This is a genomic window from Microbacterium sp. NPDC064978 (assembly GCF_044543605.1).
Lineage (GTDB): Bacteria > Actinomycetota > Actinomycetes > Actinomycetales > Microbacteriaceae > Microbacterium > Microbacterium meiriae.
Genome location: NZ_JBITWF010000007.1, coordinates 1 through 22,400, shown reverse-complemented (window position 1 = coordinate 22,400; position 22,400 = coordinate 1). Strand labels below are relative to the sequence as shown.

At 63.9% G+C, this 22,400-nt stretch carries 25 protein-coding genes; 11 read left to right on the top strand and 14 right to left on the bottom strand.

The genetic code is table 11. From position 1 onward, the window contains the following. Positions 1–53 precede the first annotated feature (53 nt). The 14 genes from ACIGJI_RS17325 to ACIGJI_RS17260 all read right to left on the bottom strand — a co-directional run bounded on the left by ACIGJI_RS17325 (position 54) and on the right by ACIGJI_RS17260 (position 11,400). Positions 54–737 (bottom strand): copper resistance CopC family protein, encoded by a 684-nt coding sequence (locus ACIGJI_RS17325; protein ID WP_168429240.1) that lies wholly within the window; start codon positions 735–737, stop codon positions 54–56. Then, positions 734–2,632 carry a cytochrome c oxidase assembly protein gene (locus tag ACIGJI_RS17320; RefSeq protein ID WP_058631459.1) on the bottom strand — a complete coding sequence of 633 codons (1,899 nt, stop codon included), beginning with the start codon at positions 2,630–2,632 and terminating at the stop codon, positions 734–736. Before ACIGJI_RS17320 ends, ACIGJI_RS17325 begins: the two co-directional genes overlap by 4 nt. Beyond that, positions 2,629–3,144: a DUF3515 family protein gene (locus ACIGJI_RS17315; protein WP_058631458.1), complete on the bottom strand. Its 516-nt coding sequence runs from the start codon at positions 3,142–3,144 to the stop codon at positions 2,629–2,631. The genes ACIGJI_RS17320 and ACIGJI_RS17315 overlap by 4 nt, the downstream gene beginning before the upstream one ends. Then, positions 3,129–4,592, bottom strand: a complete 1,464-nt coding sequence (gene lnt / locus ACIGJI_RS17310) for an apolipoprotein N-acyltransferase (protein WP_232762584.1) — start codon at positions 4,590–4,592, stop codon at positions 3,129–3,131. The genes ACIGJI_RS17315 and lnt overlap by 16 nt, the downstream gene beginning before the upstream one ends. Positions 4,593–4,716: 124 nt before the next feature. After that, complete coding sequence (locus ACIGJI_RS17305; protein WP_058631457.1) at positions 4,717–5,667, bottom strand: cytochrome c oxidase assembly protein; 951 nt, start codon at positions 5,665–5,667, stop codon at positions 4,717–4,719. Positions 5,668–5,692: 25 nt separating this feature from the next. Next, complete coding sequence (locus ACIGJI_RS17300; protein WP_045278974.1) at positions 5,693–6,028, bottom strand: DUF6804 family protein; 336 nt, start codon at positions 6,026–6,028, stop codon at positions 5,693–5,695. Next, a complete protein-coding gene (gene lspA / locus ACIGJI_RS17295; protein ID WP_240747075.1) occupies positions 6,025–6,528 on the bottom strand; it encodes a signal peptidase II in 504 nt (167 codons plus the stop codon). The genes ACIGJI_RS17300 and lspA overlap by 4 nt, the downstream gene beginning before the upstream one ends. A gap of 22 nt (positions 6,529–6,550) precedes the next feature. Continuing rightward, positions 6,551–7,219 (bottom strand): copper resistance protein CopC, encoded by a 669-nt coding sequence (locus tag ACIGJI_RS17290; protein WP_363447873.1) that lies wholly within the window; start codon positions 7,217–7,219, stop codon positions 6,551–6,553. Continuing rightward, positions 7,212–8,126: a cation diffusion facilitator family transporter gene (locus tag ACIGJI_RS17285; RefSeq protein WP_058631454.1), complete on the bottom strand. Its 915-nt coding sequence runs from the start codon at positions 8,124–8,126 to the stop codon at positions 7,212–7,214. Before ACIGJI_RS17285 ends, ACIGJI_RS17290 begins: the two co-directional genes overlap by 8 nt. 8 nt (positions 8,127–8,134) lie before the next feature. After that, positions 8,135–8,866: an NAD(P)-binding domain-containing protein gene (locus tag ACIGJI_RS17280; RefSeq protein ID WP_396667040.1), complete on the bottom strand. Its 732-nt coding sequence runs from the start codon at positions 8,864–8,866 to the stop codon at positions 8,135–8,137. 83 nt (positions 8,867–8,949) lie between these two features. After that, entirely contained in the window at positions 8,950–9,120 is a 171-nt protein-coding gene (locus tag ACIGJI_RS17275) for an NAD(P)-binding protein (RefSeq protein ID WP_396667041.1), read from the bottom strand. Continuing rightward, positions 9,120–9,785, bottom strand: a complete 666-nt coding sequence (locus ACIGJI_RS17270) for a thioredoxin domain-containing protein (protein ID WP_058631453.1) — start codon at positions 9,783–9,785, stop codon at positions 9,120–9,122. Before ACIGJI_RS17270 ends, ACIGJI_RS17275 begins: the two co-directional genes overlap by 1 nt. 70 nt (positions 9,786–9,855) lie before the next feature. Next, positions 9,856–10,386, bottom strand: a complete 531-nt coding sequence (locus ACIGJI_RS17265) for a hypothetical protein (protein ID WP_136054586.1) — start codon at positions 10,384–10,386, stop codon at positions 9,856–9,858. A 9-nt stretch (positions 10,387–10,395) separates the two neighbouring features. Continuing rightward, on the bottom strand, positions 10,396–11,400 hold the full coding sequence (locus ACIGJI_RS17260; protein ID WP_058631452.1) for an acyltransferase family protein: 1,005 nt from the start codon (positions 11,398–11,400) through the stop codon (positions 10,396–10,398). Positions 11,401–11,529: 129 nt separating this feature from the next. Here ACIGJI_RS17260 and ACIGJI_RS17255 point away from each other — a divergent pair, with 129 nt between their 5' ends. The 11 genes from ACIGJI_RS17255 (at position 11,530) to ACIGJI_RS17205 (ending at position 22,201) form a co-directional block, all read left to right on the top strand. Further along, a complete protein-coding gene (locus tag ACIGJI_RS17255) occupies positions 11,530–11,889 on the top strand; it encodes a helix-turn-helix transcriptional regulator (protein WP_058631451.1) in 360 nt (119 codons plus the stop codon). After that, the gene (locus ACIGJI_RS17250; protein WP_058631450.1) at positions 11,886–13,802 is read left to right on the top strand and encodes a cation-translocating P-type ATPase; all 1,917 of its coding nucleotides are present in this window, start codon (positions 11,886–11,888) and stop codon (positions 13,800–13,802) included. The genes ACIGJI_RS17255 and ACIGJI_RS17250 overlap by 4 nt, the downstream gene beginning before the upstream one ends. After that, positions 13,802–14,410 (top strand): cadmium resistance transporter, encoded by a 609-nt coding sequence (locus tag ACIGJI_RS17245; protein WP_058631449.1) that lies wholly within the window; start codon positions 13,802–13,804, stop codon positions 14,408–14,410. Before ACIGJI_RS17250 ends, ACIGJI_RS17245 begins: the two co-directional genes overlap by 1 nt. Next, positions 14,407–14,940, top strand: a complete 534-nt coding sequence (locus ACIGJI_RS17240) for a signal peptidase II (protein ID WP_363447882.1) — start codon at positions 14,407–14,409, stop codon at positions 14,938–14,940. The genes ACIGJI_RS17245 and ACIGJI_RS17240 overlap by 4 nt, the downstream gene beginning before the upstream one ends. A gap of 53 nt (positions 14,941–14,993) precedes the next feature. Beyond that, positions 14,994–15,923 (top strand): bile acid:sodium symporter, encoded by a 930-nt coding sequence (locus tag ACIGJI_RS17235; protein WP_363447887.1) that lies wholly within the window; start codon positions 14,994–14,996, stop codon positions 15,921–15,923. Positions 15,924–16,592: 669 nt separating this feature from the next. Next, entirely contained in the window at positions 16,593–17,252 is a 660-nt protein-coding gene (locus tag ACIGJI_RS17230) for a TlpA disulfide reductase family protein (RefSeq protein WP_307861170.1), read from the top strand. Further along, on the top strand, positions 17,249–17,998 hold the full coding sequence (locus tag ACIGJI_RS17225; RefSeq protein ID WP_058631446.1) for a cytochrome c biogenesis CcdA family protein: 750 nt from the start codon (positions 17,249–17,251) through the stop codon (positions 17,996–17,998). The genes ACIGJI_RS17230 and ACIGJI_RS17225 overlap by 4 nt, the downstream gene beginning before the upstream one ends. 124 nt (positions 17,999–18,122) lie before the next feature. Continuing rightward, positions 18,123–19,697 carry a cytochrome c biogenesis protein ResB gene (locus ACIGJI_RS17220; RefSeq protein WP_307861169.1) on the top strand — a complete coding sequence of 525 codons (1,575 nt, stop codon included), beginning with the start codon at positions 18,123–18,125 and terminating at the stop codon, positions 19,695–19,697. 335 nt (positions 19,698–20,032) lie between these two features. Beyond that, positions 20,033–21,049: a c-type cytochrome biogenesis protein CcsB gene (gene ccsB, locus ACIGJI_RS17215; protein ID WP_058631444.1), complete on the top strand. Its 1,017-nt coding sequence runs from the start codon at positions 20,033–20,035 to the stop codon at positions 21,047–21,049. A gap of 191 nt (positions 21,050–21,240) precedes the next feature. Further along, the gene (locus ACIGJI_RS17210) at positions 21,241–21,708 is read left to right on the top strand and encodes a signal peptidase II (RefSeq protein ID WP_058631443.1); all 468 of its coding nucleotides are present in this window, start codon (positions 21,241–21,243) and stop codon (positions 21,706–21,708) included. 301 nt (positions 21,709–22,009) lie between these two features. Beyond that, positions 22,010–22,201 carry a hypothetical protein gene (locus tag ACIGJI_RS17205; protein ID WP_136054584.1) on the top strand — a complete coding sequence of 64 codons (192 nt, stop codon included), beginning with the start codon at positions 22,010–22,012 and terminating at the stop codon, positions 22,199–22,201. The last annotated feature ends 199 nt before the right edge of the window (positions 22,202–22,400 follow it).

The following is a 22,400-nucleotide window of genomic DNA, read 5'->3' as shown; positions in this document are numbered from 1 at the left end:
TGTGGCCCATATTTGACGCATCGAACTTGAGTTCGACTGTCCTGGCACGAGACTCACTCTTTCGGGTCCGTGTGGACGTCGGCGCTCGACCGGTTGTGTTTTTTCTTCTTCACTTGCCGTACGACAACGGTGGCGGTGATCACCGCGGCACCGATGACAGCAACGGCGATGATGAGCGGGATCGCGATTGAAGCCACCTCGTTCTCGCCTGCAGATACCACCGGGGCAGGGGTGTCCGCTGCTGGCGGTTCGGTGGTTGGCGCGGTGGAGGGCGACGCCTTTGCCGGTTGGATCCGTGATTGTTCGTTCCCGCATGCTGGTTTGTCCCATCCCAGCCCTGGCTCGCTGCTGGTGGGAGCGTACGTGAACGTGAAGCTCTCGGAGATGGGGTGACCGTCGCTGGAGACGGCGTTCCACAGCACGGTGTAGACGCCCGGTTCTCCGAGTGCGACCGGGGTGGTGAGGATGTTGCGGTCGATGGTGGAGCAGCTGGATTCGTAGAAGAGGCCGTCGGGTCCTTGCACTTGGGCGAAGCTGGCCTGGCTGAAGTCAATGAGTTCCCCGCTGAACGTGAGAGCGACGTCGTCAAGTTGGGTGACGGTTTCGTCTGCCCCGGGCACGGTGTCCAGGAGGTTGTCGTGCGCGAGAGCTGCGGGGGCCGGTGCGGCCACGATTCCCAGTGTGATGAGAGCTAGAAGTGTGCTGGCGAGCCAGCGGGTGCGGTGGGTGGAGGTCACAGGTGCGGGTCCTTTCGTACGGCGGGCACGGGGGTGCTGTCGGTAGGTCGGTTGTTGCGTTTCGTGTGGAGGACGGAGAAGCCGGTGAGGATTGCGAGCATTCCCGCGATCACCAAGGTGGCGGCTCCGGCGAGGGCCTGGTCCTGGAGGGGGGTGGGTCCCCATGTCCGCCCCATGGCGCCAAACCATTCCGCGACGATGAGGTCGGAGCGAGTGATCGTGGCGATGCCGAAGAACGCTGCCACGCCTGTGAGCGCAGTGAGTGAGGCCACACGCCACCGCCCCTCGGGGGTTGTGGACGCGTTCAGGGAAAGCGATCGTATGAAAAGGCACCCGGTGACGAGGAGCTGGCTGATCATCCATTCCGCTCCGAGCTGGTCGTAGAGCGACCAGCGGAACAGGTCGGAGTAGTGGAACAACCACAGCGACGTGGCGAAAAGAGCCGCGGCGACGACGGGGCGCAGAGTAAATCTGGCCAGCGGGCTGTGGGCGGCCCAGAGAAGCCATTCCCGCGGTCCTCGGCTTCCATCGTCCCGTGGATGGATGACCAAGGCTGCGAGGGTGATCGGCGCCGCGAAGACAAGGAGCAAGGGGATCGCGAGGCTGAGGAGAGCGAAGGAGAGGAATCGCATACTGATGAGCGAGTCGTCGTAGGCGGCGAGCGGGCCACTGGTTGTCCACAGAAGCGCACCCATCCCCGCAATCCAGCTGACCGTCCGCCTGGCTGGCCACGGATACCCGCGGCGCCGTGCGCGTTGGACGCCGACGAGGTAGAAGACGATTCCGAAACCCGCGACGAGCACCCAGAGGAGGTCGGGGCTCCACGCCGTGAACCATCTCTGCAGGGTGAGTGCGATCGGGACGGGTGCGTCGGTGAGGATCTCCGCGGCGGTGTTCTGCGGCAGTGTGATCGTATCGGCGGGGGCGGCGGTGCGGGCGAGGGCGGCGGCCGCACCGCTCGCGATACCCATGAAACCGAGTTCGACGCTCACGATCATCCAGAAGGCGCCACGGCCCTCGCTGGCATTTGCGAGGAGTCGACGGCGGTAGGCGGCACCCAGGACGCCCATGACCAGAAGAGCGCCGATCTTTGTGAGAAGGATGAGGCCGTACGGTGAGGCCAAATCCTCCCACCGGCCGAGGGCAGTGAGCGCCCGCGCGTATCCCGAGACGGCGACACCGATGAACGCGATGAGCGCCACCGTCGAGTACCGGCGAAGCACGTTGTCGAGTTCGTGCGGAGAGCTGATCGGTCGCACGACGACGAGCAGGATGAGACCTCCGAGCCATATCGCTGCTGAAATGACGTGCAGGACGAGGGACATGACCGCGGGATCGTGGTTGGCGAGCTCACCCGAATGACCTTGGGTGGCCATGGGTATCAGGCTGATGATCGCAAGCATGGTTGTGATCAGCACCGCACCATAGCTGCGCACAGCGAATGCGAGGACTGTCACGACCGAGGCGAGGATCGCGGTGATAAGCCATGATCGTCCCAGTTCGGTGTCGAGGAGGAAGCGGCCCAGCTGCGCGCCGAACTCAGCGCTCAGGTTCACTTGCGGATTGAATGAGGACAGGAAGGTGAGGTAAGCCACCACCCCGCTTGTGATGGTGAGGGTCGCGGCGCCGGCGGAGGCTATATCGAGCGCGACGGTGAAGGGCTTCCCTGCCGAGGGGAGAGCGAACACCGCCAGTACCAGGGGCCCGAGCATCGCCGCACCGGAGAGATTGACGAACAGTTTCGCGGCCGGGAGTCCCCATCGCACGAGCGCTCCAGGGTCACTGGTGAGTCTTGGTGCAGCTCCTCCACCGATCGCGAGCCCGACGACCACAGCGATGAGTGCGGCGGCAACGAGGAGCGTCGGTCCAGCGATCCGGAGAACAACGGCATTCATGGAGTGGTATCCCCTGTCTCAGTGCCAGGAGCGTCCGGGTCTTCTGTCACAGGCGCCGTGCATTCACCGGTCTTGGTGAGCTGCTGGATCGCCCCGGCAAGAGATTCGAGAACCGCGTCCGCCGACAGGGTGGTGGTGTCCACGTACACCTGGGCAGCTGGCTCTCGGCCGTAGGTTGTGAGCCGCAGATTCGGGGTCTCCTCCTCGTCGACGATCCAATCGACGCCACCCAAGCTGACACATTGCAGGGTGGTGGGGGCCGGGGGCTCCAACCCGCAGGTGAGGAGCACGCTGCTGGGGGTACCCCATGCTGCGGTGGCCTGAGCGTCCGTCCAGACGCGAGCCTGGTCGCCAATTGAGTCCGGTAGTCGTACGGTGACCTCTGCGCACAGCGGGTCGTTCGCGTTTGCTGCGGGCTCGAGGTGGATGGTGGGTGCGCAGCTGGTGAGCACAAGCAGTGCGCACAGCGCCGCGACAGAGGTCAGAATCTTGAGCTTCACAACGTCATCCATCCGTCTTCCTGGGAGTCAGCACGAGTCCGTCGCGGTCGGATCGACATGACGAGCAGCGCTAGTACCGTTCCGATACTGAGCATCCAGTCGAGCCACGGCATCAGCACGACAGCGAGAGTCGTGCCGGTGCGGAGGGGGACCTCGGTGATCTTCGCCGCGGTCGTGTCCACCGCAACCTGCGCCAGCACCTTTCCATCGCGGCCGATGACTTGACTGGTCCCGGTGGTGGAGACGTTCACCGCAGTTCTCCCTGTTTCGAGCGCGCGCATGCGGGCGATGGCCAGCTGTTGGAGGTTCTCGTCGGTGCCTCTGAAGTCCGCGTTGTTGGTTTGAAACACGAACATTTGCGCGCCAGAGGCAGCGCTTTGGTGGATGACGTCGTCGTAGATGACGTCGAAACAGATCGCCAGACCGATGGGCACATCGTCAACGTTCATGAGGGGTGTGTTGGAGCCGGGCGTGTACTCGCGTTGTATCAATCCGATGAGGTCGGGGGCGATGGCTTCGTAGAACCAACGGTCCGGGACGTATTCGCCGAAAGGGACGGGGTTGACCTTGTCGTGGAGCTGCTGCGGCCCGGCGCTGGTCCACAGCATGGAGGTGTTGAACGTGTCGGCTCCGCGGGTGGTTGCCGCATTCACCAGTGCCGGAGTGCCGGCACTCTGCACGAGTCGATCAAGGCGGTCTGCGACGGCGGCATCGCGCAGGGGATCGGCGTCGACGGCCCCTTCTGGCCAGACGAGAAGGTCCATTTCACGCCCCAGGAGAGGAGATGTCGCTTCTTCCTGTGCGCGCAGGATGTCGCCTGGTGTCCTGGTGTCGAAGTAGCCGCTGGGTCCGTTGCCCTGTACCCATCCGACGCGCATCATTCCCGCTTGCTCGGTGGGGAACAGAGGGATGGCTATCGCGGCAACGACGATGACCACGGCCGTTGCTGCTGGCTCCCATCGGCGGAGGATGAGGGCTTCCACGACGCTCGCGCAGACGAGAACGGTCAGGAAGGACAGCCCCGTGGTTCCCACCCATGAAGCGGCTTCCGCGAGCGGGCTCTCGGCGAGGCTGAAACCGACGCGCGCCCATGGGAACCCGGTGTACGGCGTACTCCCCATCAGTGTTTCTCGCAGCATCCATACCCCGGCGACGAGCATGGGAGTGATCGCACGATACGCGTATCCCGCGCGGGTGGTGGTGACCCGATAGGCGAGTGCGATCAGCGCACCGCCGGCACCGAACAGCAGGGATTCCAAGCCAGCCAGCGCGACCCATGGGATGGGTCCCAGAAACCGGGTCACCCATACCAGGTGGGTGAAGTAGAAGGTCGCGCCGTAGACGAGGGAGATCAGGAACGCCCCGGGTAGAGAGCGTCCGCGGAGCGTCCACAGCCCGATGGTTACGCTCACGAACGTTGCGGGCCACCACCCGTTTGCGGGGTAGGCGAGATCCAGCATGCCTCCTGCGATGGCGGACGCGACGATCGCTACGGGAAACGGCACCCCAGCTGGTAGGCGCGCATCGTGCGCTCGGGGGTTCCCGCGCCGTGGTCGAACGGAGAGGGCGTGTCTCACCAATGGGTCAGCGGTCACGGTCATGAGAGCTCAGTTTTTTGAGGTAGGCGTTGTACATGTCGAGGTCGGTGTTCCCGTGCACGTCGGCGTACCGGTCGGCCGCGGCAGCCCGGGCGGTGTCGCTGCGGAACCAGCGATGCATCACGTAGATCAACATCAGCACGGTCGGGGCTTCACCGTAGGACCATGCCAGAGCGCCGGCTAGCTGCTGATCGGCGAGGGGATCGATGCCCAGTGCTTTGGTGGGGGCGACGAATGAGCCGACCAGGATCGTGCTGGCCATCATGAGGAACACCCCGAAGAACGCGTGGAGCGCGGCTTCAGCAAACACGTCCAGTGCACGGGCACCATGACCCAACCTGACCGGCAGCGGATCGGAGGACAGGATGGGGATGGTGAAGAGCATGCCGGCGAGGAGGAATCCGACCTCGAGTGCGACGTGGCCCCCGGGGAGAGCGAGGATGGCATCGGCAGCACCCGCAAGGTAGATGCCGTAGAACGCGAACAGGTACAGCGGGACAGTGGCCCACGGGCTGAGTATCCATTTCGCGGCCGGGCTTCGAAGAGCACTGTGGGCCGCTGTGAGGACTACCCGTCCCGCCCCATGGTGCGGTGTTGATCGCAGAAGAAGGGTTCCGGGTGAGCCGAGGACCAGTAGCGGCGGCACCATCATCATCAGAGTGAGCTGCTGGAACATGAAAACGGACACCAGCGCCTGGCCGTAGGTTTCAACACCCAGACCGGTGACCGCCGCGAGGAGAACGCACCCGAGCAGGAAGCTGACCGTGCGCCACACGGGCCAACGACGCCCGTGCGTCCACAACCGGATCGCGCCGACGAGATACAGCGCAGCGAGGATCCCCGCAACGATCGGTAGCACTGGAAGCGGAATGTCGGCCGGTGCGAGGAACGCCTGCAGAGATGGGGGGCTGTCGGGGATCTCGCCGCTCATACGCATGGTCGTGACAAGAAGATCGCGCAGTTCACTTCCGGATCACCTTGATCGTCGCCCCCGCTGCCAGGAACACCACGGCCGCGATGGGTTGTGCTGTGGTCCACACGACACCGGAGAAGGGGAAGGGCATCACCGGATTCCAGAGCACGGCAATGGCGAGGAAGACCGGGATCCACCACCAGTGGCGTGCCTGGAGCGCAAACCACGCGACGATCAGCCCGAAAATTGAGGCAATGAAGAGGACGAGCGGCGCCCAATTCGCCTGGAAGAGCGCCGGGGCCAGAAACAGGATCGCGGCGGCGACGAGGCTGGGGGCCAGGGCGTTCCGCTGGTAAGTGGAGGGGACGCGTTCTTTGGGACTCATGGGTGAACCGTTTCTTCGGCGGGTACAGGGTCGTCGGGGCGGGACGTGGGGTCTGGCCGGCGACGGCTCGTGCGCAGACCCGCGACGATGAGGAACACGGCACCGATGCCGAGAGCGATATCGGCGAGGTTGCCGATGAACAGGTTCCCGTAGGCGAGGAAATCGGTGACGTGCCCGATCCCGAACGCGGGCGGCGAGAATAAGCGATCGATGAGGTTCCCGATCGCACCGCCCACGATGAAACCGAAACCAACCGCCGACCACACGTTCCGGGCTCGGGTGGCGGCAACGATGAGGACCGCGGTGACAGCGACCCCGATGACGGTGATGACCCATGTGGAGCCTTCCCCGAGCGAGAAGATCGCCCCGGGGTTGAAGGCCAGTTGAAGACCGAGCCAGTCACCGATCAGCGGTATACGCGCATCCTGCCGCAACGTGTTCAGAGCAAGAGTCTTGGTGCCTTGATCGATCAGGATGACGATGGCGGCGACGATGAGCATCACGGCCGACCGGCGGACTCGATCACGCATCGGCGTCTTTCTCCTTAGCTGCAGCATCCTTGGCGGCCTGTGCGCGGTCGCGCTGGTGACGCTGGCGCCCGGCCATAACCACTCCCACAACGCCGATCCCCAGAATCAGTGCCAGACCCGAGAGGAAGAACAGGGGGAGCAGTTCGAAAGCACCGCCACCGGATGCCGTGCCACCGTATGTTTGCGCGGGTCGGGCCGGTTCCGGCTCCTCCGTTGGGGAGGTTTCAGGGGTGGGGCTTGTGGTCGGAGTGCTGGGTTCCGTGTCCGTCGCGGGCGTGACGGTGTACACATACTCCCCGTTGATCGGGTGTCCGTCGGCGGAGACGGTCTTCCAGCGGACGGTGAAGATGCCGGTTGCGGCGTCGGGGGAGAGGTGTTGAGTGATCGAGTCACCGCTCACCGTTGGCGGGTCGACGGCGACGTTTGCTCCGCTTTCATCGATAACCTCGACGACCGTTGCATCGTCACCACCGGTGAGGGCCCCGGTGAACATCAAAGAGATCTCGTCGGGGGAGCCGTTGATGGTCGAGTCGGCGGTGGGGTACGACGAAACGAAGTCGTCGTGAGCGGCCGCCGGAGATCCAGTCCCAAGGACGACGGATGCCGACAACAACAGGGTGGTGAGGACGGCAGCGGTGCGTGCCGAGAGGCGTTTATGCATGGGTGTCGTGCTCTCCGGGGTGGGATTCGGGTTCGATCTGAAAGGTGGAGTGTTCGATGCTCACGGCGAAATGTTCGCTGACGCATTGCTGAAGTGATGTCAGCAGTGCGGCGGAAGCTTCCATCGTGACGGTGTCATCGACCACGACATGGGCGGTGAGCGTGGGGAGGTCGGTCGAGACCTGGGTCGCGTGGAGGTCGTGCACAGCGACCACGTGCGGCAGGGCAAGGATGTGGCGGCGGACATCCTCGAGATCGAGGCCGGCAGGTGTGGACTCCATCAATACCCGGCCGGATGCTCGCAACAGGATGAGGGTGCGGGGGATGATGAGGAGCGCGATCAAGACGCCCGCGACGGCGTCCGCCTGATACCAACCGAAAACGGCGATGAGGATGGCGCTGGCGATGACGCCGACGGAACCGAGGGCATCGTTGACGACCTCGAGGAACGCGGCGCGCATGTTGAGGTTGCGTCCGCGGCCGCTGAACAATACGAGCATGGAGGCGATGTTGGCGACGAGACCGACGATGCCGAAGAACAGCAGACTTCCCGATGCGATCTCAGGGGGCTCGAACAGCCGCCGTACGCCTTCCACGAGCGCGAAGATACCCACCCCGAGCAGCAGAGCTGCTTGAGCGAGCGCACCGAGCACCTCCGTGCGTTGAAGACCGAAGGTGTACCTGGGAGTCGGGGGACGATTCATCAGATGCGCGGCGGTGACGGCCATCGCCAACCCGACGACATCGGTGAGCATGTGCGCCGCATCAACGAGCAGTGCGAGGCTGCCTGTGATAATCGCCCCGATCACTTCGACGATGAAGACCGAAGAGGTGATCGCGAACGCGATGACCAGGCGATTGCGAGGAGTGGCGTCACCAATACCGTGACTGTGCCCTGCTTCTGTCATGGTGCTCCTTACGGCCGTCCAACGATGAGTCGGGCGACGGTCGCCGCATCACGACCCGCCCCAACGAGGGTGTCCGCATCCGCCCGGGAGTAACGGGGCATGCCAACAGTGAACAGTCCCGGGATGCGTGCACTGACGTGCAAAGGCTGACCGGGCGGCTCCGAATCGGGCAGCCATGCGTCTGCCGGCCTGTACCCGGTCGCAAGGATCACGGAATGCGGCTTCACGGACGCCCCATCGGCGAACATCACGGTGTCTCCGTGAACCTCCGTCACGGCGACGGCATGAGTGACGTCTGTCGAAGCTACGCGGGGGCGTGCCTCGGAGAGCGCACCCTTACGTCGCAGCCTCGACCAGATAGGCCGCTCCGACACCCCTGAGGGTTCCGCTCGAGTGGAGAGGGTGACGTCGTGGGAGGACGCGAGCTCCTCAGCAATCTCCACTCCGCTGAATCCGCCGCCAACGATCAACACGTGGCCGGGAGGTATCTGGGCGGGGTAGAGGTACTGGCTGGAATGCAGCACAACACCGGGTACGGCCAATCCCGGGCGCCAGCCCGGTATGCGCGGCACCGCGGCAGCTCCCGTTGCACAGACCACATTTCGGGTTTGCACTTCCCCGGCGGAGGTCGACAGATGCAGCGTGGATCCGTCGCCCAACCGGTTGATTCCAAGAGCACGAGTGCCCCACACGGTCTTCACACCGAGGGCTTTCTCCACCGAAGACAGGTAATCGGACATCTCACCCACACTCGGATGACGGTCTCCATCGCCCGGGAAAGGGAACCCGCGGACGACACTGTGGCGTGCCGCGCTGCGCAGTTTCATCGACTGCCACCGTGTGGCCCAGCTTCGTCGACCGGGGGTGCAGAATCGATGATCACGAAGTCTTTCTGTGGCTCAAGCCCAGAGGACCTGAGCGCGGCGGCTGTCGCCAATCCGGAGTGCCCGGCACCGACGATGATGACTCGACGGTGCGATAGCGAACACGCCATCATTCAGCACCGTTCACGGCGGCTTCAATGCTGTCCTCCAGATCGGTCCACGTTTCCAGCACGACAGGCTCCCCATCGATGAAGAACGAGGGGGTACTGCTGACACCGAGCTGCTCACCCTCGTCGAGATCGAATTGAACCCGTTCCGCTGTCGCCGGATCAGCGACCGCATCATCGAACGCGGCCATGTCCAATCCGAGTTCCTCCGCAAACCCCCGGAACAGGTCCGCACGAGACTCTTGAGCCTCACCCCATTGAGACTGCGTCTCGAACAGGCGGTGATACATGTCTTCGAGCCGTCCCTGCTGCGCTGCGGCTTCGGCAGCGATTGCGGCGTTCTTTGAGTTGAGGTGACCAGGCAGCGGGAAGTAGCGGATCACGTAGGTGATCTCGCCATCGAACTTGCCGCGGAGATCCTCGACGAGGGGATAGAAAGCACCGCAGGCCTCGCACTCGAAATCGAGGAACTCGACCACCGTCACCGCCCCTTCTCCTCCGTCATCGAGGACGTGCGAGTTCTCACGGACGACTTGTGGACCGTCAGCGGTCCCCGTCTCGGGTGCGGCAGCTTGATTCTGATTAATCAGGACGAAGACCAGTGCGACGACCAGCAACACCACGGCGAGAGACACGGTGACAAGTACCGCTTTCACGGAAGATTTCATAACACTCCAGACACACACAACGAACGGGGACGACCAGTGGAGCGCCATCGAAGAGATGGCGCCGCCGGAGTCAGGTCCGCGACAGAGAAAGCTGTGTGAGAGAAGGAGGCAATGCGAACAGGCGCCCCGTCATAGCTGCCAGTGATGGTGCGCGCGGCAAACGTTCGCGAATGTGAGAAGAGGGGACGTGACGGCGGAAGTTCCGCGTGACGATGAGCACCAAGAAGCAGCAGATGATACCCAAGAGGCACCCGGCAACGCCGATCACGATGTCGTTCGCGCTATCCCCGGCCAGGAATTGTTCCGCGGTCGCGCCGACAACGCTTTCACCCGAACCCGCCGAAAAATGACCAGCAGAAGGCGTCCCTAGTGACGACGAGGATGTGGTGCTCAGATACGGAGTCGCATCTGTCGCATCACGATGGCCGCCCGGCCACGCTCCAACAACGAGAAGAAGCGCCAGCCCGAGGGCTGTAATGATCTTCGTTATCAGGAACTCGTCGGCTCGGCTAACGCATTTGTGAGCGCGACCGTGGACGACCATGACCTCAGGATGGTACCAGCCCGACCAATCAAGTCTTCTTGCGAGCCCCAGAGCCACGCACCCGCTCTACCGGCGAAGCGAGGAAGACTTGGGACGTCCGCTGAGCCAGCCCATCACCCATTCAACTGGGCCAGTTCCAACGAACCGCCACCACAACCAACCCACCACGATCATGCCCGGAACGATCACCAGCCAGCCCAAGTAGAAGTTCTCGGCAGGGCGGCCATACGCGTTACTCCAAAATGCGATGAGACTGCCGTGCAGCAAGTACAGAGACAACGCCACCTGACCGCAGGCGCACAAGGGAACAAAGACAGCACCCCAAAAACGTTCTGCGTGCTCCCGCCGCACCGTAGCCCCCAGCACAACGCAGACGTAGACGGCGAACACCAAGCCAATATCCCTCAGAGAGTCCAGGTAGTCCCCCGATAACACCGTGCCGAAGCGCTGCCCGAAACCCCAGGCAAGATACGCCAACAGCGCCACAGCCGCCATGATCCACAACAAGCGATCGCGTTTCAAGCCGTGACGGATCAACAGGGCACCGATGAGGAACACCGGCAACAGGTTGACCACCCGATACTGAGGGCCCAGGAACATCCAGGTCGTGACCTCACGCACGGGCGGCGGCGCGGTGTAGACCCAAATCCAGGTGCGTGCGACGCTCAGCAATGGCTGACTGGCCAGGACAAGGACCGCTGTCGCGGCAATCACGACCGAGCTGCGCAGGAGTAGAAGGGGCGCGCCGATGATGATCAGCAGCCCGAGATAGCTCAGGATGACCGCCAGCCAGGAGCCCCACGTGGCCATCCAAACACCCAGGACGATGAGGAACAGGCCACGCAGAGTCTGTTGCAGCAACGTCACCCCCACAGCGCCGCCGCGTCTCCACACAAGCTCCGCCGACATGCCCATGACAAGAGCGAAGAGCGGCGACGCGACACTACTGAAGTTCGCCGTGACGAATTGCACCGCCCACGGTGCGTTCGGCACGAAAGGAGCCGCGTGCGCGATGAGCATCGCGACAATCGCGAACCCGCGGAGCGCGTCCGGAACCAGAAGACGGCTCATGTCAGAGACGCGTCGAGCTCGCCTGTGCATTCTGGGCGGCAGCGTTCTTTCGGGCTCGAAGACCATGCCCTGAGGGCATTGGCTTGACCGCATAGGAAATAGGTCAGCGGAGACTGTATAGTTCAGCTTATGCTGACCATTGCTTCTCGTCTCGACGTCATGAACCGGCTCGGCCGCGCCATGGCTGATCCTACGCGTTCTCGGATTCTCATGACTCTGCTCGGTGGCCCGAGCTACCCCGCAGTCCTGTCCCGTGAGCTAGAGCTGACGCGCTCCAACGTGTCGAACCATCTCACCTGCCTGCGTGACTGCGGGATCGTTGTCGCCGAGCCTGAGGGCCGCCAAACCCGCTACGAGATCGCCGACCCGCATCTTGCGGCTGCGCTCGTCGCGCTCGTGGACGTGACACTGGCGGTCGATGAGCACGCGCCCTGCGTGGACTCAGCGTGCATGGTGGCTGGCTGCTGTGGGACGGGGGCTGACGCGTGAGCGAGGCGTGTGGCTGCGAGCACGAGCCTGCCGCGACGGCAGGCGAAGAGATCGAAGAGGCCGAGCGGCCCTGGTGGAGAGACCGCGGGGTCATGGTGCCGGTGTTCTCCGGCGTTGCGTTCCTGGCCGGTCTGATCTTCGAGTGGTCCGGGCTCGAGATCCCGGCACTGGTGCTGTTCTGGGTCGGACTGCTGCTGGGCGCATCGACGTTCACGCCCGGCGCGATCCGGAAACTGTTCAAGGGCAAGCTCGGCATCGGGCTGCTGATGACGATCAGCGCGATCGGTGCCGTCATCCTCGGGTACGTGGAGGAGGCTGCAGCTCTGGCGTTCTTGTACTCGATCGCGGAGGCGCTTGAGGACAAGGCGATGGACCGCGCCCGCGGCGGACTGAGGGCACTACTGAAGCTCGTGCCGGAAACAGCGACCGTGCTTCAGAGCGGTGTCTCCGCGCAGGTGCCGGCGAAAGAGTTGACGGTCGGCCAGGTCATGGTGGTCCGCCCGGGTGAGCGGATCGCGACTGATGGGGTCGTGCGTTCTGGTCGCTCCAGCCTGGATACCTCGGCGATCACCGGGGAGTCGATCCCGGTCGAAGTTGAGCCCGGGAATGCGGTGTCGGCCGGTGCGATCAACAGCGCCGGTGTCCTGGAAGTCGAGGCGACCGCTGCGGGCACCGATAACTCGCTCACGACGATCGTGGAGCTGGTAGAGAAAGCGCAGACCGAGAAGGGCGAGCGTGCCCGTCTGGCGGACAGGATCGCCCGCCCGCTCGTACCCGGAGTACTGATCCTCGCTGCGCTCGTCGCGATCATCGGGTCGCTGCTGGGCGACCCGGAGGTGTGGATCACTCGCGCACTCGTCGTGCTGGTCGCCGCTTCTCCGTGTGCGCTGGCAATCTCGGTTCCGCTGACGGTCGTCGCGGCGATCGGTGCGGCGAGCAAGTTCGGCGTGATCATCAAGTCCGGCGCCGTTTTCGAGCGCTTCGGCACGGTCCGCCACGTTGCCGTCGACAAGACCGGCACCCTCACCCGCAACGAACCGGCGGTCACCGCCGTGCTCACCACAGATGGCGTTACGGAGGCTCAGGCGCTGGCGTGGGCGGCCGCGTTGGAGCAGCACAGCACCCATCCTCTCGCCTCAGCGATCACTGCCGCAGCCCCGGGGACACCGGGAGCTGCAGATGTGACCGAGCAGGCCGGGCACGGCATCGACGGCACCGTCGACGGATCGAGAATCACCGTCGGCAGTCCCCGCTGGCTGAACGCCGGCGACCTCGCGGAGCGGGTCGGCGAGTTGGAAGAGCAGGGCATGACCGTCGTGATCGTCCACCGCGACGGGTCACCGGTCGCCGCGATCGGCGTTCGGGACGAGCTGCGCCCGGAAGTCCCCGAGGTCGTCCGGACACTCACCGGCCAGGGCGTCGGGGTGACGATGCTCACCGGCGACAACGCCCGGACCGCTCGTGCACTGGCGGCACAGGCAGGGATCAGCGACGTGCGCGCGGAGCTGCGCCCGGAGGACAAGGCGACCGCGATCGGGGAACTGTCGACGGCGGGACCGGTCGCGATGATCGGCGACGGCATTAACGATGCCCCGGCCCTCGCTGGCGCGGACATCGGTATCGCGATGGGCGCGACCGGCTCCGACGCAGCGATCGAATCCGCCGACGTGGCCTTCACCGGCCATGATCTGCGCCTCATCCCGCGGGCGTTCGACCACGCCCGGCGCGGTCGACGGATCATCAACCAGAACATCGTCCTGTCGCTGCTGATTATCACCGCACTGCTCCCGCTCGCGCTCTTTGGCGTGCTGGGGCTCGCCGCGGTCGTCCTGGTCCACGAGGTTGCGGAGGTCATCGTGATCCTCAATGGTCTGCGTGCCGCCCGCACCCGCACGCCACGGTTGGGAAGCTGATGCTCGCCACCATCGGTTCAGCGATCGGCCTGTTCGCGGCGACCAACATCGACGACATCGTCGTGCTTACCGTGCTGTTCCTCGCTTCCAGTCGAGGGAAGCCCCGGCCGTGGCAGATCGTCGCGGGCCAGTATCTCGGGTTCATCACCCTCGTCGTGATCAGCGTGATCGCCGCTCTCGGTCTCACCATCGTTCCGGACGAATGGGTCGGTTTCCTGGGTCTGATCCCGCTCGGCATCGGCATCTGGACGCTCATTCGCGGCCTGCGCCGTAACGGCGATGACGATGATGACGACTCCAAGATCACCGCGGTCGGACTATGGGGTGTCGCGGGTATCACGATCGCCAACGGGGCCGACAACATCTCCCTCTACACGCCGATCTTCCGCACCAGCGCCCCCAGCGACGTCGCGATCATGATCGTCGTGTTCCTGGTCCTCGTCGCGGTCTGGTGCGCGGCCGGCCGGCTGATCGGCACCAACAAGGCTGTCACCGAGGGGCTGGAGCGCGTCGAGCACTGGCTCGTACCGGCCGTGTTCATCGGCCTGGGCCTGTTCATCCTGATCGAATCTGGGGTCATCGTCCGTCTGATCGAGGTGCTCGCATGACCTCCTCCCAGTCAGAGGCTCATCCGCCCGCTGCGCGCAAGCTGTCGTCGACCCGGCGGCGGCAGCTCACTGGTGGAGCGCTCTTGATCGCCGTGGTCGTCGTGCTGATCGATCAGGGAACCAAGGTGTGGGCCGAAGCGACCCTCACCGAGCGTGAGCGCATCCCGCTGATCGGTGACCTGCTGGGTTTGCAGCTCGCCTATAACCCCGGAGCGGCATTCTCCTTCGGGGAAGGCTTCACCTGGGTGTTCGCGCTGCTCGCTGTCGCCGCCACGGTCACAGCGATCGTGTTCGCGTTCCGAGTGCAACGCGTGGGATGGGCGATCGTCATCGGCGCGCTCGGCGGCGCTTCCGCCTCACACGCAGGCGACCGCCTTTTCCGCGACCCCGGATTCGCCCGGGGGCACGTCGTAGACTTCCTCGCCTACGGCAACTGGTTCATCGGGAACATCGCCGACATCGTGATCTTCGCCGCAGCGATCACCGGAGCAGTTTTCATGATCCGCACAGGCGATGAGACCACCGAGTGAGATCCGTTGTGCGGTGGTGGGATATCCGTCAACTGGCTCTCTACATCGGCGCGATCGCCGTGGGGGCGGCCGTCGGGCTGATAACGCCGCAACTTGCTCCGAGCCTCGAGCATTCGATTGAACCGGCACTGATGCTGCTGTTGTTCGCGACGTTTCTCGGCGTCCCGCTCATCGAGGTGAAACGCGCGTTCCGCGATATCAGGTTTCTAGGCACGGTGCTGGTGGCGAACTTCGTCATCGTGCCGATGCTCGCCTGGGGCCTCTCGCGCTTCGTGGTCGATGACCGGGGACTGTTGCTCGGGGTGTTGTTCGTCCTGCTGACCCCGTGCATCGATTACGTCATCGTGTTCGCCGGTCTCGCAGGTGGCGCTGGCGCACGACTGCTCGCAGCCGCGCCACTGCTGATGTTGGTCCAGATCCTGCTTCTGCCGGTGTTCCTGTTCCTCTTCGCGGGCGGCGCTGCGCTCGATGTGGTCGACATCGGCCCATTCATCCGGGCATTCCTGTTGCTGATCGTGGTCCCCCTCTCCGCAGCAACGGTGGTGCAGGCTGTTGCGCGTCGTCACCGGGGAGGCCGCTTCATAGAGAAGATCATGGCGGGCGCGATGGTGCCGCTGATGATGGTGACCCTCGCTGTGGTCATCGGCTCCCAGATCGCCGCTGTTGGATCGCAGATCACCGCCCTCCTGCGCGTCGTACCGCTCTACATCGCCTTCGTCATCCTCGCCGTCGCGATCGGGAAGCTCGCCGGCCGGGTCGCACGACTAGAGGTCCCCGCCACCCGCGCGGTGATGTTCTCCGCCGCGACGCGCAACTCGATCGTCGTCCTACCGCTCGCTCTCGCTCTCCCTGCCTCGATGAGCATCGCCCCGCTCGCGGTAGTCACACAAACCCTTGTCGAACTGGTCGCGATGATCATCCTCGTCCGTGTCGTCTCCCTCCGCGGGCGCGAACCGCGGCCCAGCCTCCCGGGAAACAGCTAGGGGCCAAGAAGCGACAAGAGAATCCGAAAGTGATCGGGTCGGGCATCGTGTGAACGTGAACTATCACCCCCGCTACAGCAACCGTCAACATGCGCTGACTGTACAGCTGGTAGTGTCTAATCGTCGGCTACCCTGATTCCACTTCGAACGTAGGACCGTCCAATGATCCGCCCCGCCCTCACTGAGCGCGCTACCGCTGCGCGCACGAGTGGGCTAGCGGCGAGGCTGCTGATCGGCCTGGGGCTAGCATTGACGCTCCTGGTCGGATCGTGGGTGGCGACGCACGCGGGGACCGAGGACCTGCAGGTAGCGCCTATCGCGGAGCTGATCGCCACGAACGACTTGGGTGTCGTGCCCGGCGTGATGGCAGACGGTCATGCTGGCGAGGCTGAAGACCTTGGTGCCGCCCTATGTCTTTTGGGAGTGGCGTGCGTGCTGGCGCTCGTCATCTCTGCCTGGCGAGCACCGTCTCGCACATGCAGCACTGGACGTGTGACGCGGAGGGTGCGAGAGACAGTCGCGCGCCAGCCGTCCCAATCACCGATGCTCACACTCACGCAACTGCGCGTTTCCCGAACCTGAATCACGATCAACTCCCTCTCATCCGTGAAAGCACGCGGATTCTCGCGCTATCAAGCGCGTTTACTGAGTTCCCAATTTGGAGTAGTCGTGACCAACCCGTTCGGGGTGGCTTCCACCACCCGCGCCACACCATCTGATCCCCAGCGAAAGTTTGAACACACGTTTCGTGCCGTCGCCGCGATGGTCGCCGTCGCCACCGTGCTTACAGTCACGGGCTGCACGTCCCAAAGTGACCTCGCTGATGCGATGAACAACGGCACCGGTTCCACCAGCGTCGACGAGCGCGTCGTCGAGATACCTGCGGACGAGCGCGGCGAGACGGTGGTATTTGCCGGCGTCGACGAGCGCGACAACCCGATCAGTAGCGGCGAATTCGCTGGCGAGGTCTACGTCGTGAACTTCTGGTATGCGGCGTGCGGGCCGTGCCGGGTCGAGGCGCCGCTGCTGGAGGAGGTGTGGCAGAGCTATCAGACCGAGGGGGTGGGTTTCATCGGGGTGAATATCTACGACCAGCCTGCCACCGCGTTGTCCTTCACGGAGGACTACGGGATCACGTACCGCAGCGTGATCGACATCGTCGACGGGAAGACGAAGCTCGCGTTTGCGGCGGTCACCCCCATTCAGGCGACGCCGACGACTCTTGTTATGGACCGCGAGGGTAGGGTCGCCGCGCGAATCATCGGTCAGCTACCGGCCGCGTCTATCCTGTCCACCCTGATCGCAGACGCGCTGGCGGAAAGCGAATGAATGCCGAGGGGCTCATTTTCGACGGTGCGCTGTGGGTGGCTGTGCTCATCGCCATGCTGGCGGGGCTGATCTCCTTCGTCTCCCCGTGTGTGCTCCCGTTGGTGCCCGGCTACTTCGGCTACCTCGGCTCTTCCCTCTCCAGCTCGCCGACACGGACTCCCGCTTCTGGTCGTGGACGACTGTTCGGTGGGGTGGCATTGTTTGTGGCAGGGTTCACGCTCGTGTTCATGACCGTCACGGTGCTCGGTGGGGTCGCGGGGATGTTTTTCCTCGAGTACGCCAACATCCTCACTCGGGTGCTCGGAGTGGTCGTCGTCGTTCTGGGTCTGGTCTTCATCGGGGCATTCCCCCGCACGCAACGCACCCTCCGACCCCGTTTCCGCGGCAACCTAGGCCTGCTCAGCGCGCCGCTGCTGGGAATAGCGCTCGGGATCGGGTGGACGCCCTGCATCGGACCGACGCTCGCGGCGATTATGTCGGTGTCGTGGAATCTCGGGGACCCCGGCCGTGCTGCGCTGCTGGGGCTGGCGTACTCACTCGGCCTGGGCATTCCGTTTTTCCTACTCGCGCTCGGACTGGGCTGGGCCACCCGATCGGTTGCTTTCCTCCGCCGTCATATCCGGGTAGTCAACATCATTGGCGGCAGCATGCTGATCGCGCTGGGTGTGCTGATGGTCACGGGCATCTGGGGCATGCTGATGTCAGTTCTGCAGGGGGTGATGCTCAGTGTCACGCTCCCTCTCTGACCAGCTTCCTGCCGACCCCTCTCGACCCGCCGATCACATCGATCAGGAAGAGCCGGACACCGTCACGTCCCCGACGCTGGGAGCCGTCGGGTGGCTGCGGTGGGGGTGGCGGCAGCTGACCAGCATGCGCACCGCCATCCTGCTGCTGCTCCTGTTGGCCATCGCATCAGTTCCCGGGTCCATTTTCCCTCAGCGCACTGCGGACCCCAACGGGGTCGTCCAATACTTCCGGGACAACCCGGACCTGGCGTCTTTCCTCGACGGCATCCAGGTGTTCGATCTGTACAACTCTGCCTGGTTCTCAGGTATCTACCTGTTGCTTTTCATCTCCTTGATCGGCTGCATCATTCCTCGCACCCGACACCATTGGAAGGCGCTCCGCTCCCGTCCACCACGCACCCCGGCGCGGCTCAGTCGGCTGGGCACCCACCTCCACGTTGACGTCCCGCCGAAAGCTGAGGACATAGGCGCGGACGCGGACGCGGCGATCACCGCCGCGACAACAGATCTGCGTCGACGCGGATACCGTGTTCAGCGGTATGACACCGCCCGCTCGTGGTCGGTGTCGGCCGAACGCGGGTACCTTCGAGAAACCGGCAACCTTCTCTTTCACGCATCTCTCGTTGGGGTGCTGGTCGCTGTGCTCGCCTCCAGCGGGTTTTCCTACACCGGGCAAAGGGTCATCGTTGAGGGGACCACCTTCGTCAACACCCTCAACGACTACTCCTCGTTCAGCCCCGGCAGGTTCGTGAACGGTACACAGCTGGACCCATACTCGCTGACCCTCGACAGCTTCGAGGTCAACTACGTGCCCTTGGGGTCTGCCGGGGCCGGCCAAGCAGGCGACTTCGCCGCCAACCTCACTATCCGTGATGCCCGCGCCGGGACAGAGGGCACGGAGAAGGTGCGCGTGAACCACCCCATCACTGTCGGCAGTGAACGGGTTTACCTGCTTGGAAATGGCTACGCACCCACCATCACCGTCAGAGATCCTGAGGGGACGATCGTGTACAGCGAGTCGCAGCCCTTCCTCCCGCAGGACTCCATGATGACCTCGCTCGGCGTCATTAAGGTGCCGGATGGGCTTGCCGAACAGATCGGGCTCATCGGGTTCTTCTACCCAACCCAAGGTGTTCTTGACTCCGGGGCGTTCACCTCGGTGTATCCCGACCTGCTGAATCCGGTCGTCACGTTTAACGTGTTCTCCGGCAGCCTCGGCATCGACGACGGCGTACCCCGGTCGGTGTACACCCTCGACACCACCGACATGACCCAGCTCACGGGCGGCGGTAGCGGCACGGAGTCGATCGAGCTCACGCCCGGGCAGACCGCAGACCTTCCCAACGGGTGGGGAACTGTCACCTTCGAGGATGCGTCCGACGGCTCGGATCCGCTGGCAGCAGTGAAGAGGTTCGCGTCGTTGGATATCAAACGTGACACGGGTGGAACATGGGTGCTCGCCTTCGCCACCCTCGCCACCCTGGGCCTAATCATCGGCCTTCTCGTTCCCCGACGGCGGGTGTTCGTCAAGGCATCCGTCGTCGGCTCCCCGGTAGCACCCTCCCTGCACCTGGAATTCGCCGGCCTCGCGCGAGGAGAGGACCCGCAGCTTCCGGACGAAATAGCCCACCTCCGCGACAACCACATGGCCCGCCGCGGAGGCTCAAGCCCACAGATGCCCCGCCGAAGGAAGCCATGATGAAGTCCTCCCGGAAAGTCACCCTCATCACAATCGCTACCGTGATCGCGCTGTCACCGGCGCGATTATCTACACGATCGCCACCCGTCCAAAAGCGTCCACAGACGACAATGCCGCCGCACTTATTGGTGCTCGCGCCAACTCGCACGTGTTGGACAGCGCTGGACCCGATCCCCCGACACTGGTGGAGTTTCTCGACTTCGAATGCGAGGCCTGCGGGGCGTTCTACCCGTTCACCACGGTGATCGCACTTGGTGCGATCACCGGTTTCGCGATGGCTGGAATCAGCCATCGGCACTTCCACTCCAGCCCCCGTTCCGCCCGAGGAGAAACTGATGCCTGAACCCGAATCCCTGACCATGGACGGCATCGCTCTGCTGTTGGTGTGGACCGCAATTGCCGTATATCTGCTCGCGTTCGTCGCCTACGCAATCGACCTTGCCCAACGCTCAGTGCGCCGCGATGAGGTCCAACGGGTACCCGCGCTCGTGGCCGCCAACGGCGAAGCAAAGGCGCACGATACCGACGACGAACGCCCAACACTGAACGAAGTCCGTACCCGGCCAGGCCAGCGGCAACGTCTGCTCTGGGCGCGCATCGGCACTGTCCTGACCGGGTTCGCGTTTATCTTTCACCTCGCTGGCACTTTAGGGCGAGGGATCGCCGCAGACCGGGTCCCGTGGGCGAACATGTACGAGTTCGCCCTCACCGGTACCCTGCTGGTCGTCGCGGTCTACATGGTCGTACTCCGCCGGTACGACCTACGCTTCCTAGGCTCGTTCCTCATCGGCATGGTCGCGCTACTGCTCGGGGGAGCGACCCTTGCCTTCTACGTCGAGATAACCCCTCTGATGGATCCACTCAAGAGCGTATGGCTCGTCATCCACGTCTTCGTCGCCTCCCTCGGCACCGCCCTCTTCGCCATCTCCTGCGGACTATCAGCCACACAACTCATGCAGGCCCGACGCGAGCGACGGATCGCGGCGAAAGGCGAGGCGGCGAAGATGGCCGGGGCGGGATATCTGCGCACGCTCCCGACCGCCGAAACGCTGGAGTCCCTCGCCTATAGGTTCGCGATCGTCGGGTTCATCTTCTGGACGTTCACCTTGGTCGCCGGATCAATCTGGGCCAACGATTCCTGGGGACGATACTGGGGATTCGACACCAAGGAAGTTTGGACGTTCGTGATCTGGGTGCTGTACGCAGGCTACATCCACGCGCGGGCGACCCGCGGCTGGCGGGGCAACCCGTCGGCATGGCTGTCGATCGTCGGCTTCACCGCAGTGCTGTTCAACTTCACGATCGTGAACGTGTTCTTCAAGGGCCTGCATGCATACTCCGGCCTCAACTGACGATCAACGCCGCTTCACTAACAAAGGACGCACCGCTCCGTGTTCACAGCACTGCTAGATCCCGGCCGGCCTCCACGGTCGCAGGCGGGTACGGGTACCCTCCACCGTCGCAATAACTTCTACGTGTGGGACCCACGTTGAGGGGCGATCGTAGTCGAAGATTGGTAACCGCGTGCCTGGTTGCACTCTCGATGGCTGTCATCGACCAGGGCACGAAGGCCCTGGCGCTTGCGCAACTGAGCGAGCAAGAGCGCACTCCGCTAGTCGGTGATCTGTTCGGCATGCAGCTCGCTTTCAACCCCGGCACCATTATGTCTTTCGGCTCAAGCAGCACCTTTGTGTTCACGGTGATCGGAACCGTAGCCGTAATTGCGTTGTTCTACGCCGCATGGCGGGCGACATCCACAACGTGGGCAGTCGCCATCGGATTTGTTTGGGGTGGAGCGGCCGGGAACCTCATCGACCGCCTCTTCGCCCCTCCCGGGTTCGCCCGCGGTCACGTCACCGATTTCCTCGCCTATGGCAACCTCTTCATCGGAAATATCGCCGACGTCGCCCTCGGAATCGGTGTCGGACTCGGCATCCTCCAGATGCTCCGCAGCCGCCAACCGCAACCGTCCAGTGAACATGCAACGGAGATCTCCGCCGACGAGAAGTAACCTCGGTTTATCAAGGTGAAACGCGCATTCCGTGACATCTACGCTTATGGCACGACGTGAGGAGGAGATATGGCGGCTGTGCGCCTGATCTACAAGCGGCCCGATGGTAAGTGGGCATGGAAGCTCACATCCCAGGGCCACGTCATCGCCACCGACGGGGGACGAGGCTATAGAAACGAAGCGGATTGCCGGCGGATTGCCGACGCCGTCATCGGGGGAGCCTTTTCCGACGCTGAGACGAGAGTTCTCCGCTAGCTCACATCAGGCAGACATCCTTAGTAGCACTCAACGAGGGGTGTTCATGTTCAGTCTCGGCAGTGGCAGCGTTGATGAGGCACTCGCGGTCGGCGATCCGCTCCGATATGAATTCTTTGACGCGGCGACCACGCCGGAAACGATCGTTTCCGGCGAACTCGCGTTACACGTCACCGGACGCTCGCCGCTAACGCCCGCCGGTATCTGCTTTCGGCAGGCGTTTCCGGCGTTCAGGTAGCTGATCTGGCTGCCCTCGCTCGTCGTCTGTCGATGCGAGTTGGCGTGGTTGGTTTCGTTCCGCGCGGAGTTGTTGCTCGATCTTGGCGTGTGCTTATCGCTCGCTGCGGTCGGCTCTGATGATGGACCGCAGGACGAACCAGAATGCTGCGACGACGGCGATCGTGGGGATGACGGACCAAAAGGCGTTGGTCCAGTAG

Coding starts and splice junctions, on each gene's coding strand:
- ACIGJI_RS17315 (WP_058631458.1), bottom strand. CDS start 3,144: ATGGATGACGTTGTGAAGCTCAAGATTCTGACCTCTGTCGCGGCGCTG.
- ACIGJI_RS17255 (WP_058631451.1), top strand. CDS start 11,530: ATGCTGACCATTGCTTCTCGTCTCGACGTCATGAACCGGCTCGGCCGC.
- ACIGJI_RS17240 (WP_363447882.1), top strand. CDS start 14,407: ATGACCTCCTCCCAGTCAGAGGCTCATCCGCCCGCTGCGCGCAAGCTG.
- ACIGJI_RS17245 (WP_058631449.1), top strand. CDS start 13,802: ATGCTCGCCACCATCGGTTCAGCGATCGGCCTGTTCGCGGCGACCAAC.
- ACIGJI_RS17280 (WP_396667040.1), bottom strand. CDS start 8,866: ATGTCCGATTACCTGTCTTCGGTGGAGAAAGCCCTCGGTGTGAAGACC.
- ACIGJI_RS17205 (WP_136054584.1), top strand. CDS start 22,010: ATGTTCAGTCTCGGCAGTGGCAGCGTTGATGAGGCACTCGCGGTCGGC.
- ACIGJI_RS17300 (WP_045278974.1), bottom strand. CDS start 6,028: ATGAGTCCCAAAGAACGCGTCCCCTCCACTTACCAGCGGAACGCCCTG.
- ACIGJI_RS17275 (WP_396667041.1), bottom strand. CDS start 9,120: ATGGCGTGTTCGCTATCGCACCGTCGAGTCATCATCGTCGGTGCCGGG.
- ACIGJI_RS17220 (WP_307861169.1), top strand. CDS start 18,123: ATGCGCACCGCCATCCTGCTGCTGCTCCTGTTGGCCATCGCATCAGTT.
- ACIGJI_RS17210 (WP_058631443.1), top strand. CDS start 21,241: ATGGCTGTCATCGACCAGGGCACGAAGGCCCTGGCGCTTGCGCAACTG.
- lspA (WP_240747075.1), bottom strand. CDS start 6,528: ATGCTCATCGTCGCCGCCATCGTCATCCTGATCGATCAAGGCACCAAG.
- ACIGJI_RS17305 (WP_058631457.1), bottom strand. CDS start 5,667: ATGCGTATGAGCGGCGAGATCCCCGACAGCCCCCCATCTCTGCAGGCG.
- ACIGJI_RS17225 (WP_058631446.1), top strand. CDS start 17,249: ATGAATGCCGAGGGGCTCATTTTCGACGGTGCGCTGTGGGTGGCTGTG.
- ACIGJI_RS17320 (WP_058631459.1), bottom strand. CDS start 2,632: ATGAATGCCGTTGTTCTCCGGATCGCTGGACCGACGCTCCTCGTTGCC.
- ACIGJI_RS17290 (WP_363447873.1), bottom strand. CDS start 7,219: ATGCATAAACGCCTCTCGGCACGCACCGCTGCCGTCCTCACCACCCTG.
- ccsB (WP_058631444.1), top strand. CDS start 20,033: ATGCCTGAACCCGAATCCCTGACCATGGACGGCATCGCTCTGCTGTTG.
- ACIGJI_RS17285 (WP_058631454.1), bottom strand. CDS start 8,126: ATGACAGAAGCAGGGCACAGTCACGGTATTGGTGACGCCACTCCTCGC.
- ACIGJI_RS17260 (WP_058631452.1), bottom strand. CDS start 11,400: ATGAGCCGTCTTCTGGTTCCGGACGCGCTCCGCGGGTTCGCGATTGTC.
- lnt (WP_232762584.1), bottom strand. CDS start 4,592: ATGCTGGATCTCGCCTACCCCGCAAACGGGTGGTGGCCCGCAACGTTC.
- ACIGJI_RS17270 (WP_058631453.1), bottom strand. CDS start 9,785: ATGAAATCTTCCGTGAAAGCGGTACTTGTCACCGTGTCTCTCGCCGTG.